The 8,374-nt window shown below is 63.6% G+C and carries 11 protein-coding genes and 1 riboswitch; of the genes, 3 read left to right on the top strand and 8 right to left on the bottom strand.

The genetic code is table 11. The features are described from left to right. Positions 1-1,286 (bottom strand): TonB-dependent receptor plug domain-containing protein (locus RMO81_RS04565; protein WP_310474575.1); only part of this gene is annotated, 1,286 nt, incomplete at its 3' end. Between the two features lie 149 nt (positions 1,287-1,435). Beyond that, positions 1,436-1,652, bottom strand: a riboswitch (cobalamin riboswitch). 88 nt (positions 1,653-1,740) lie between these two features. Between RMO81_RS04565 and rpmE the strand changes: the two genes are divergently transcribed. Continuing rightward, positions 1,741-1,980 (top strand): 50S ribosomal protein L31, encoded by a 240-nt coding sequence (gene rpmE, locus RMO81_RS04560; protein ID WP_310474574.1) that lies wholly within the window; start codon positions 1,741-1,743, stop codon positions 1,978-1,980. A gap of 65 nt (positions 1,981-2,045) precedes the next feature. Here rpmE and RMO81_RS04555 read toward each other — a convergent pair whose 3' ends face one another. From RMO81_RS04555 to RMO81_RS04525, 7 genes are all read right to left on the bottom strand, one after another. Next, positions 2,046-3,605, bottom strand: a complete 1,560-nt coding sequence (locus RMO81_RS04555; protein ID WP_310474572.1) for an AMP-binding protein — start codon at positions 3,603-3,605, stop codon at positions 2,046-2,048. Between the two features lie 79 nt (positions 3,606-3,684). Further along, on the bottom strand, positions 3,685-3,897 hold the full coding sequence (locus RMO81_RS04550; protein ID WP_310474571.1) for a DUF4170 domain-containing protein: 213 nt from the start codon (positions 3,895-3,897) through the stop codon (positions 3,685-3,687). A gap of 25 nt (positions 3,898-3,922) precedes the next feature. Further along, on the bottom strand, positions 3,923-4,504 hold the full coding sequence (locus RMO81_RS04545; protein ID WP_310474570.1) for a gamma carbonic anhydrase family protein: 582 nt from the start codon (positions 4,502-4,504) through the stop codon (positions 3,923-3,925). A gap of 61 nt (positions 4,505-4,565) precedes the next feature. Then, positions 4,566-5,195, bottom strand: a complete 630-nt coding sequence (locus RMO81_RS04540; protein ID WP_310474569.1) for an ABC transporter substrate-binding protein — start codon at positions 5,193-5,195, stop codon at positions 4,566-4,568. A 35-nt stretch (positions 5,196-5,230) separates the two neighbouring features. Further along, positions 5,231-5,728, bottom strand: coding sequence for a hypothetical protein (locus RMO81_RS04535; protein WP_310474568.1), 498 nt, complete (start codon positions 5,726-5,728; stop codon positions 5,231-5,233). Next, positions 5,725-6,138 carry a phage holin family protein gene (locus RMO81_RS04530; protein WP_310474567.1) on the bottom strand — a complete coding sequence of 138 codons (414 nt, stop codon included), beginning with the start codon at positions 6,136-6,138 and terminating at the stop codon, positions 5,725-5,727. Before RMO81_RS04530 ends, RMO81_RS04535 begins: the two co-directional genes overlap by 4 nt. After that, positions 6,135-6,548 (bottom strand): hypothetical protein, encoded by a 414-nt coding sequence (locus RMO81_RS04525; RefSeq protein WP_310474566.1) that lies wholly within the window; start codon positions 6,546-6,548, stop codon positions 6,135-6,137. The genes RMO81_RS04530 and RMO81_RS04525 overlap by 4 nt, the downstream gene beginning before the upstream one ends. Positions 6,549-6,662: 114 nt before the next feature. On the opposite strand from RMO81_RS04525, the gene eno reads away from it, so the two are divergent. Then, positions 6,663-7,937: a phosphopyruvate hydratase gene (gene eno / locus RMO81_RS04520; RefSeq protein ID WP_310474565.1), complete on the top strand. Its 1,275-nt coding sequence runs from the start codon at positions 6,663-6,665 to the stop codon at positions 7,935-7,937. 38 nt (positions 7,938-7,975) lie between these two features. Next, positions 7,976-8,374 (top strand): AMIN domain-containing protein (locus tag RMO81_RS04515; RefSeq protein ID WP_310474563.1); only part of this gene is annotated, 399 nt, incomplete at its 3' end.

The following is an 8,374-nucleotide window of genomic DNA, read 5'->3' as shown; positions in this document are numbered from 1 at the left end:
AAGCCGAACTGATCGAAGAAGGTCGGATCGGCGATGCCGGTGCCAAAAGCGGCGTGCAGGCGGAAATCGCCGATCGGGGCCACCGCATCAAACCGCACGGTGGTGGCATCGGCAAAGCGGTCGTTCATGTCGTGGCGCACGGCGGCGCCAGCGGCGATGCCGTTGCTGGCGGTCAGACGATATTCGCCGATCAGACTGGTCTGACGGCGGCTCTGGCGCTGGTTTGAGGCGGCCAGTGCATTGGCGTCGCGGCTGGTGAAGCGTTCGGTTTCGACATCGAGTGCGCCGGTCAGGCTGTGGGTGAGGTCGCCGGCCTGCACGCGGCCGGTCGATTGCAGACGGAACAGATCACGTTCGCCATCGCTGCGGTTCTGGAAATTGCCGGCGCGGCGGTTGATGTTGTCAGCCCGCACCCCCATGAAACTGGCGCGGGTGGTCCATTGCCCGTCGAACAGCGCCAGCGCGGCTTCGGCGCGCACGGCGGTCTGGCGGCTGTTGGTTGACAGCGGTTCGTCGCGCGGCACGCCGGTGCCAAAGTTGAAGCCATCAAACCGCACGGTCGAATCCTGGTGACGGCCAACCAGCAGCAGGGTCAATTCCGGCGCGGCCTTCCATTCGATGCGGCCATGGGCGGTGACATTGTCATAGCCGTCCTTGTCTCCGCCGCTGCGTGCAATGTCATAGCCGTCGGTAGACAAGCCGGAGAGTTGCCCGCTGATGCTGATGCTGTCGTCGGCCCAGCCAGCGCCCACGCCGCCGCGCACGGTGCCCAGGCTGCCGCCCTGCACTTCGCCATACAGCATGGTGCCGCGAACGGGTGCCCGGGTGGTGAGGCTGATGACGCCGCCAATGGCCTGGCTGCCCCACAGCGCCGATTGCGGACCACGCAGCACTTCGATGCGTTCGATGCCGTGGCTGAGCAGGGTATCGATGCGGAACTCACCCGATGATGCGGGGTCGTTCATCTCGATGCCGTCGATCAAGGTGATGCTGTGATTGCCTTCGGCACCGCGAATACGGATCTGCGTCTGCGCGCCCAGCGGCCCGGTCTGGGAGACCGAAACGCCCGGCACCAGGGTGAGATAATCCTTCACCAGCGGCAGGCTGAGACCTTCGATCTGCGGCAGGCCGATCTGGCTGATGCTGATCCCGGTTTCGGCCAGGCGGATGGTGCTGCGGCTGGCGGTAACGGTGAAGGGCGCGGCGGTTTCGATGACACGGATGGGCTGATTGGCCGGCGCTGACGCAAGGGTGGCCTGCCCGGCAAGGGCAATAAGGGGAAGCATTGAAGTTATCACGGGGAATCACTTTCATTCGGCGCCGGAGATAGAATCCGGGCGCAGGTTGACGACACGAAGTCGCCACGAACGAAAGGGCGGGCAGGGGCGATAGGCGCCTGCCGTTCCACCGTCTCATGCACCGCTGGACCCGGCAGGCATGGGGCGACACGAACGGCAGGTCTCCTGGCTTGCGGCTCATGGCGCTGGTGCTTCGCCTTCCCGGCCCTCCATCTCTGGATTTCCAGTGGCATGTGAAGCATCAGCTGGCCGCTTACAGTTGCGGGCACAGCGCCGGATTTGGAGGCGAACCTCCGCACCGGCTTCCCTATTCTCCCGCCGGTCAGGGCGGGCACCGTTCAGTGGTCCGGTTACGCCTGTTGCAAACCGCCAGTCAAGCCGCTATGCCGCCGTTTCATTTTCCAGGGCCGGTCGGAACCGGTCCGCAAAGAAGGAAACCATCATGAAGTCCGGCATCCATCCCCAATATCACAGCATCACCGTCAAGATGACCGACGGCTCCACCTACCAGACCCGCACGACCTGGGGGAAGGAAGGGGACACGATGAACCTGGAAATCGATCCGACCAGCCACCCGGCGTGGACCGGCGGCACCGGCCGCATGCTCGATGCCGGCGGCCAGGTGGCGCGCTTCAACAAGCGTTTTGCCAGCTTTGGTCTGGGTGCCAAGAAGGACGCCTGAACTTCAGGCTGATGTGAAAAGGGCGGTCCGTTTGGGCCGCCCTTTTTCGTTTCACAGTTTGATCGTCAGCCCGTCACCATCGCCTTGGCCGTGGCATAATCCGCCTTGCCGTTGGGCGCGCGCGGCACTTTCTTGACAATATGCACCGTCTTTGGCGTCTTGTAGCCGGCCAGATGCAGGCGGACATGGGCGCGTAGGGCTTCGGCATCAACCGGCTCATGGGCTTCGACCACGGCCGTCACGCACTGGCCCCATTTTTCATCCGGCAGGCCGAACACCAGCGCATCGTCGATGGCCGGATGGGTTTTCAGCACCTCTTCCACCTCTTCGGGGAACACCTTTTCGCCGGCGGTGTTTATGCACTGGCTGCCACGGCCGAGCAGGGTGAAACTGCCATCAGCTTCCAGAATCGCCCAGTCGCCGGTGATCGTGTAGCGGGCGTCATTGATGGTGACGAAGGTTGCGGCGCTTTTTGTTTCGTCGCGCCAATAGCCGCGCGGAACCAGGCCGCCGCGCGCCATGCGGCCACGCTCGCCGGGAGCGACTGGCTGATTATTCTCATCGAGCAGCAGCGTCCGTTCGTCGCCAACGAAGAGTGTTGCCGCGCCGGCATTGTCCTTGGTCTGCACTGCGGCGGCAAACGCCAGCGCTTCGGACGATCCAAGCGAATCGACGATCATCATATCGGGGGCATGGCGCAGCAGGCCGGCCTTCACTTCGGGCGACCACATCGTGCCGCTGGAGCTCATCGCTGCAACACTGGCGATGCTGCCATGGCCGGCATCAAGTGCCTTGAGCAAGGGCCGGGCAAACGCATCGCCGACGATCACGGCGCGATCGCAACAATGCTTTGCACACATGTTCACAGCCAGTTCGGCATCAAAATTGTCACCGGGAATGGTGACGAGGGTGCCGCCGCGTGACATCACGCCAAGGGCAGAAAGAAACCCGGTGCCGTGCATCAGTGGCGGCAGTACCAGCGCCCGGTAGCGGGCCATGCCGGCGCGGACGAATTCAAGATAGTCCGGCAAGCTGATGTCTGGCGCCAACCCGACTGATGCACCAATCGCCGCCTGCACATCGCCCTGATTCCACATCACGCCCTTGGGCAAGCCGGTGGTGCCGCCGGTGTAGATGAACAGCATGTCTTCATGGACATGGTCTTGGCGGCCAACGCGCGCGCCGCTGCCGGCAACGGCGTCATAATCCTGCGCAAAATCCGCTGTGACGCCGCCGACCTGCAGAAACAGCTTTACGTTCAGCCGGTGGCGAATGCTGGCGATGAGATCGCGGAACTCGGCATCATAGACCAGCACGGCGGCGTCGCTGTTGTCCAGAATGTAGAACAACTCCTCGCCGGTGTAGCGATAGTTGACGTTGACGTGGACCAGCCGCGCCTTGAAGCCGGCGACCGTGGTTTCAAAATAGGCCGGAGAGTTGCGCATCAGGTGCGCGATGCGGTCACCCGGCACGGCACCGGCGGCGTGGGTGGCCGCCGCGATGGCATCGGTGTGGGAATCGAAATCCGCCCAGGAGGTCATGCAGTCGTCGTGAATGGTCGCCGGCGCCGCCGGATCAACAGCCGACATCAAATTGCTGAAGATCTGTCCGTAACTCAGGCCCATGGTTCCGCGCCTCCCCAGCCGCCACGCTAGGAGAGAAGCACAGCCGGCTCCAGTACGCAAATTGACGAGTTATGCTGGCTCAGGTGTCCGGCTGCAGCAGCTTGTGCAGGTGGACGACGACATATTTCATCGTCGCATCATCCACCGTGCGTTGAGCGGCAGAGCGCCAGGCGGTTTCGGCGGATTTGAAATCAGGGAAGATCCCGACAACGTCGAGATTGGCCGGGTCGACGAAATCGACGCCCTGCGGATCGGCCACGCGGCCACCAACGACGAGATGCAATTTGCTCATGCGCGGCGTCTAACCGCAGAAGCCGTCAGGCGCTAGTGGCGTCCTGCGCATACTCGGCCTGCAGCTGCTGCATTGTTGCGGCAAACCAGCTTTCGAATTCCGGCCCGGCCCAGGCCCGGTGATTGCCCGCGCGATAGCATTCGGCATTGCGCATGTAGAATTCGGCGTTGATGCGGTTGGGCAGGCGGTTGTTGCGGGTGGCTATCACCCTGGCCGGGCTGCCGACGACGATGCTGTTTTCCGGCGCCTCGAAACGGTCCTTCAGATAGGCATGCTGGCCGACGATGGAGCCGCTGCCCACCACCGCGCCGTTATACACCGTGGCATTTATGCCGATCAGGCAGTGATCGCCAACCTGGCAGCCGTGCAGCGTCACATGGTGCGTCACGCTGGTATAGGCGCCAACAATCGTGGGCTTGCCCGGATCGGTGTGGATCATCACGAAATCCTGCACATTCGCGCCTTCGTGGATTTCGACATGCGCGGTTTCGGCGCGGATCACCGCATTGCACCAGATGCTGGCGCGCGGGCCGATAGAGACATGGCCGTAAATCTGGGCCGATGGGTGGACGAACGCCGTGGGATGAATGTCGATCTGGCTGGTCATGTCATCCCCGATTGTCGTCTCTATTTGCTGTTCACCGCTAGGTGTTTCTTGTTGACGCTCTTCACCTTGCGGCGACGCTTTTCGCGTTGGCGCTCTTCATGAAGGCGACCAGCGCATCAAAGCCGTTCTTGGTGATGTAACTTGCAAAATCCGCTTCCTGGGTGAGCGACAGGTTGACGCCCGCCACCACCAGATTGTTGACCATGAGCTTTCCGCCCGCCGATTTCACCTGCCAGATTGTATCAATGGGCTGGGCGCTGGGGCGGGTGACGCGGGTATAGACTTCGGTAAAAGCGCCGCGCCCCAATGTGCGCTGCACCTGCACCCGCGCATCGGCATAATCATACAGCCGATCAGCATAGGCATTGAGCACGAATTCGGGAAAGGCGGCGCGATAGGCTTCGAGTTGGGCCGGGGTCAACGTTGCCTTCTGGCGGCGGATCAGCCGCATGCCGATATCATCCAGCGCGACATTCTGGGTGAGCATGGTGCGGAACTTTGCCCGCGCTGCCTGCTTGCCCAACGATTTGTCGCGCAGCACGGCAAAACCGTCGTTCACCAGTTTTTCAACGAACGGCCGCGCCGTCGGGTCGCCGGGGCTGGCGGCGGTGGCAGTGCCAACCTGGGCCGCGGCGGGAAGGGCGGGAAGACCAGCAGCCAGCGCGGCCGCAATCAGAAGGGCGTGTTTCATGGAGCGTCTTTGGCAGGGCAATACTGAACCGCAGATCAACGACTCGTCAGCCGCCGGGCCAGTGCGCCCAGGCTGCGCTTTTCGGCGCTGCTGGTCGGGAACAGCAGGGCCAGCGCGGCGCCGGCGGCAATACCGGCCAGGATGGCAATCACCGGATTGTCCTTCACCAGTTCGCGGGCATCGTCCACATGGTCGCTGCCGACTGCCGCTGCACTGAGCGCGCTATCGTCATAATCGCTATAGTCATCCTGATCATGGCCCAGGTCGATTTCGGCCTTGCTGATGCGGTTGCCGGCAAACAGCGCCAGGCCGACAGCGGCCACGGCGGCGCCGGTTGCCACCGGGTGCGCCTTCACCACATTGCTGGCATCGCGGGCCAGATCGGTGCCGCGTGCCCTCACCACGGTCAGCGCTTCGTCAACCATCCGGCGCGGCGTCAACCGATCGGCCAGGCCATTGACTTCGTCAATCAGCGAGGCGCCGGCATCATCGGCAGCGCGGGCCAGATCTTCGATGGTGGCGGTCTCGGTCATTGGCGTGGTTCCTTAGGCTTAGGTGCCTTGCGCGGCCGGGGGGCGGCAAAGCGATCAATCTGTGCCTGCAATGTGGCCATCGAACGGCGCGGTGCAAGGTCTATGGCGGCAAGGCGCGACAGGCTGTGCCGTGCGAGCGCCCACGCTGTGACAATTCCCGCCACCGCGACAATCACACAAGCGGCCACGGGCCCGACAAATTGCGCCAGACCCAGCACCGCTGCGACCAGCAGCAGGGTGAGCGCGGTGAACAGCAAGCCCGATGCCAGCAGCAGCAGCAGCAGCGGCGTGCGCAGGCCGCCAGCGTTGGCCCGCAGTTCCGCCGCCGTGAGCCGCGACAGATTCTGCATCAGCAGCAGGAAACCGCCCACCAGATGCCGCACCTGGGCTGCAAGGCCGCCGCCGATCAATCCCGCGCTGCCTTCAGCATGCGGCCGGCCAGAAAGCCGATGGCAATGGCGATTCCGACGGCAGCAGCGGGCTGGGCGCGCACCAGTTCGCGGCCGTCTTCCACCAGTTCTTCCACCGATTTTTGTTCCAGCGCATCAGCGATGCTGTTGATGCTGCCGGCATAATCGCCAACCACTCGGGTGACAGGGGCGGCATTTGCACCCAGCGCATCGGTAAGCAGGCCAGACAGAGAGGTAAGGCCGCGCACCTGGCCAACCATGCTGTCGCGCGCGTCTTCCACCATGGCGATCAGCCGGCCGCGAAAGAAATCCAGCAGATTATCCAGGGTATTGCTGCCCGGCACGGCGACACCATCGCTGGTGTCGTCATCATTCCAGTCGCTGGCATCGATCGGCAGCTGGTCAGTCATCGTGCAATCCACATCAGGTCATGCTTGCCGGCAACGGCTCACGTCTCTATCTGGCGGAGCCATCGCCGCTGTGCAAGCGGGCAGCACCAACAATGCCATAGGGAAATACACCCAATGACCGCGATCATCGACATTCACGCCCGCGAAATCCTTGATAGCCGGGGCAATCCCACCGTGGAAGTCGATGTTGTGCTGGAAGACGGCAGCACCGGCCGCGCTGCCGTGCCGTCGGGTGCTTCCACAGGCGCACACGAAGCGGTGGAACTGCGCGATGGCGATAAAAGCCGCTATCTGGGCAAGGGCGTGCTGAAGGCCGTCGCGGCGGTAAATGGCGAGATTTACGACGCGCTGGCCGGCATGGAAGGCGAAGAGCAGGGCGCGGTTGACGCTGCCATGATCGAACTCGATGGCACCGCCAACAAGAGCCGGCTTGGTGCCAACGCCATCCTGGGTGTTTCCCTCGCCGTTGCCAAGGCTGCCGCCGATTCGCGCGGGCTGCCACTGCACCGCTATGTTGGCGGCGTTTCGGCCCGCCTGCTGCCGGTGCCGATGATGAACATCATCAATGGCGGCGCCCATGCCGATAACCCAATCGACGTGCAGGAATTCATGGTGATGCCGGTGGGTGCCAGCAGCATCGCCGAAGCCGTGCGCTGGGGTGCGGAGATTTTCCACACACTGAAAGCCGAATTGAAGGCGCAGGGCCACAACACGGCGGTGGGCGATGAAGGCGGCTTTGCGCCGAACCTGAATGGCACGCGTGCCGCGCTCGATTTCGTCATGGCCGCGGTTGAAAAGGCTGGGTTCAAGCCCGGCGAGAATGTGATGCTGGCACTGGATGCCGCCGCCACCGAATTCTTCAAGGATGGCCAGTATCACCTGCACGGCGAAGGGCTGACGCTCAGCCCGGCGGCGATGGCCGAATATTGGGCCGCGCTGTGTGCCGATTATCCGATCCTTTCGATCGAAGACGGCATGAGCGAAGATGATATGGCTGGCTGGAAGATCCACACCGATACGCTGGGCGACCGCGTGCAACTGGTTGGCGATGATCTGTTCGTCACCAATCCGGCGCGTCTGGGCCAGGGCATCAAGGATGGCCTTGCCAACGCGCTGCTGGTCAAGGTCAACCAGATCGGCACGCTCACCGAAACGCTGGCCGCCGTCGAACTGGCGCACCGCAATCGCTATCGCAGCGTGATGTCGCACCGGTCGGGCGAAACCGAAGACGCCACCATCGCCGATCTCGCCGTGGCCTGTGGCTGCGGCCAGATCAAGACCGGCAGCCTTGCCCGGTCTGACCGGCTCGCCAAGTACAACCAGCTGATCCGCATCGAGGAAGAATTGGGCTCGGATGCGGTGTACGCGGGCCTGTCCGTGCTGCGCTGAGGTTGCCCCGCAGCGCCCGCCCCTCTATCCAGAGGGTCGTGCGCCGTTTCCTGCTGCTTTTGTGTGTTTTGTGGGCAGCCGCTCCGGTGTGGGCGGCGCGTATCGTCGCGCTTGAAAGCCAGCCGGGCCGGGTGATCATTACAGCTGATGGCCCACTGCCGGCGGCGCAGGCCTTTGCGCTTTCCAGCCCGTTCCGCCTGGTGGTGGATTTCGTCGGGGTTGTCGAACCGGGCCTTTCAGCGCCGGGTGCCAACAATGTTGCCAATCTGCGGGCCGCGATGTTTGCGCCGGGCACCGCCCGCCTGGTCATCGATCTGAAAGCGCCGGTCATCATCCGGGAGGCGCGGGCGCAGGGCAATCAGGTCACCCTGGTTCTGGAACGCGCGCCGCCCGACGTGTTTGGCGCCGTTGTGGCGCGGGGTCGCCGGCCGCTGCCA

This window comes from Sandarakinorhabdus sp. (genome assembly GCF_031422795.1).
In the GTDB taxonomy this organism is placed as follows: domain Bacteria; phylum Pseudomonadota; class Alphaproteobacteria; order Sphingomonadales; family Sphingomonadaceae; genus Sandarakinorhabdus.
Note: the sequence above shows the minus strand (reverse complement) of the source record. Positions and strands in the feature narration are given on the sequence as shown.